Source organism: Acinetobacter sp. IK23 (assembly GCF_035615275.1).
Taxonomy (GTDB): domain Bacteria; phylum Pseudomonadota; class Gammaproteobacteria; order Pseudomonadales; family Moraxellaceae; genus Acinetobacter; species Acinetobacter seifertii.
This window is the reverse complement of the sequence record NZ_JANBNX010000060.1, coordinates 1-2,317: the sequence shown is the minus strand read 5'-3', so window position 1 is coordinate 2,317 and position 2,317 is coordinate 1. Positions and strand designations below refer to the sequence as shown.

Below are 2,317 nucleotides of genomic sequence, written 5' to 3'. Positions count from 1 at the left end.
ATGCAAGTAAACTGGTATAGGTTACTTCTTTGAAATAAGTGCCTTCAACCAACATGGTAATAAGTGCGCCAATAATAAAGAAGATTGCAAGATACGTAAAATATTATATATTTCAATATGCTGATTCCATTCGGGAAAAATATCATTTGGGTATAGCTTTAGTGATTTAAGAGTTTGAAGAAACTGAGAGTCTATTTTTAACTTTTCTGGATGATCAACTATGTCATCAAATAATGCAGATGATCTATGAGTTAAAAATTTACCTGTAACAGAGGAGTGGTACGCCTTAGCATTAATTTTAAAGGCTTCATTACTATCATTTTTAACTATTTTTTTAAAATTTTTCGGTAAACCGTACATCATTTTATGATGATATGAACTTATATGACTCGTTATCACAAAAGATTCAAGAGATGAAATTTCTTCTAAAGAGGAATAAGAGTTTTGCATTAAAGGCCTAAGCTAAAAAATCAGAATTATGAAATTTCTCTAAAATTAACATAATACACGTTATACGAAATTTTAAAAATGACATTATCTTTATGATAATTAAAGAAATTTAATGTAATTGCTATTATATTAAATTCTCATTACATCGACTAAGAACTGACTCAATAATAAAAAATGGGAGTTTTGTTGAACTCCCATTTTTGAGACTGTACATTAAATTTTTTCAAATAATTATGTAGCAGTTTTTCTAGTCAAATTATCTTTTTCAATACCTAATAAAGATATTATTTCTGTGCTTCATATGCCTCTAAAGCTCGTAAAGCAAATGTATATGCAGCTCCTGCATTCAAATGAATTGCTGTAGCTAAAGCACCAGCTACTTCGCTTTCTGTTGCACCAGCTTTCATTGCTGCTTCTGCATGCACTGAAATACAGCTTTCACAACGCGTAGTGATTGCCACTGCTATAGATATTAATTCACGTGTTTTGATATCTAATGCCTCGGCAGCAGCAGCATCATTAAGTGCTAAATAAGCTTGAAGCATTTTAGGGTGAGTTTTTCCTAAAGATCCAAATGATTTTTTGACATGTGCTGTATGTTCTGGCCAATCTAGGAACATTTTAAAAATACCTTTGATTAAATACAGATTTAATATTAGTTGAATTGGAGATAAAATTTCTTAAATTTTGTGTAAACAACGTAATTTTAATCTTATTGCAAAATCAACACTTACTTGAACACCCATTCTCATCCAAGTGGGACACTTTATAATTATTCTAAAATTAACATAATACACCTTATACGAAATGCGTTATAATTATCTTTAGAAATCAATGCTGTAGTTTCTAGTTGATAGCCCATCTTCCCCAAGGTGGGTTTTTTTATGATTTTTCACGTTCCACGCCTATTCTTTGACCAATGTTTCACGACTTTGTTCATATTAGTTAAACAATCGTGGTTAATCATAGGGTCTAAAAAAACGGCTCCAAAAGCCCCTTTTCTCCGGTTCCTGTTCAACGTGCTCCGGCACTGGAATCCGCTTATTTTCTGTCTGCTCCGGAGTAGTCAATCCGTCATCTTTCGGCTCAAGTTCTGACCGAGGATATGTTGCTATATCCGGGTCTGGTTTCTGATCGGTAAACGTAGTCATATTGGATTGTGGAGGCTTCATTTCAATGAGGGTCAGCAGTGTATCTATGCGAGCGTTTGCCTTGGCTTCACGATCTTCGGCTTTTTCTAACTGCTTTTTTAAAAAATCGATTTGGCTTTTGAGTTCTACAACTGTTTTATCTGTGTATTCAGGTGTATTTTGATTTTGTATTGAAGAATACAATATGTGTATTCTTCAATACACTCAAGCTTTAAAGCCTAGGTTCTTTAGATGGGGTAAGAAGTGCTTTTGTTGTATTGGATCTCTCAGCATTTCTTTGATTTTTGCTGCTAGGCTATCATAGCTCTCATTACCATTTGCTAAGTTTGAAAATTCAGGTAGTCGTGAAAGCTGATTGCCAAACATATTGAGCTGAGCCATTAAAGAATGACCGGACGCATGACGGTCAGGTTGTTGTATGCACGTCAAATAGCCGCTTTACGAAGCAGTGCTTCTCATCGGATGGCTTTGAAATCAAGTGCTGGAATAGCGAGAAAGTACGGGTAACTTTCTCTTTTTCAAGAAGAATGTACGATCAAGTCTGAACTAATACAAATAAGCCCAAGTGAACAATCAAATCAGCCACGGCTGGGACTGTTCTAAATTTTGTGTAAGTACTTAATTTTCATTTATCCTTCAGAGGATAATTACAAAAGGTACTTCACATGGATGAAGCAACAATCAAAAGTATGGCTGCCGAATTGGCTAAAGGTCTA

Annotated in this window: 3 protein-coding genes and 1 pseudogene; all 4 read right to left on the bottom strand. The window is 34.4% G+C overall.

Annotated features, from left to right (window positions below; genetic code table 11):
• Positions 1-21: 21 nt before the first annotated feature.
• Entirely contained in the window at positions 22-450 is a 429-nt protein-coding gene (locus tag MSG95_RS18835; protein ID WP_002124576.1) for a hypothetical protein, read from the bottom strand.
• A gap of 284 nt (positions 451-734) precedes the next feature.
• Positions 735-1,070 carry a carboxymuconolactone decarboxylase family protein gene (locus tag MSG95_RS18830; RefSeq protein WP_002125301.1) on the bottom strand — a complete coding sequence of 112 codons (336 nt, stop codon included), beginning with the start codon at positions 1,068-1,070 and terminating at the stop codon, positions 735-737.
• Positions 1,071-1,409: 339 nt separating this feature from the next.
• A pseudogene (locus MSG95_RS18825) lies at positions 1,410-1,778 on the bottom strand (plasmid replication DNA-binding protein); the annotation flags it as partial.
• Between the two features lie 27 nt (positions 1,779-1,805).
• Positions 1,806-2,030, bottom strand: coding sequence for a hypothetical protein (locus MSG95_RS18820; protein ID WP_125510319.1), 225 nt, complete (start codon positions 2,028-2,030; stop codon positions 1,806-1,808).
• Positions 2,031-2,317: the final 287 nt, after the last annotated feature.

What these genes read in the sequence shown, in the direction of transcription:
- MSG95_RS18830 (WP_002125301.1), bottom strand. Translation starts at nt 1,070, where the DNA reads ATGTTCCTAGATTGGCCAGAACATACAGCACATGTCAAAAAATCATTT.
- MSG95_RS18835 (WP_002124576.1), bottom strand. Translation starts at nt 450, where the DNA reads ATGCAAAACTCTTATTCCTCTTTAGAAGAAATTTCATCTCTTGAATCT.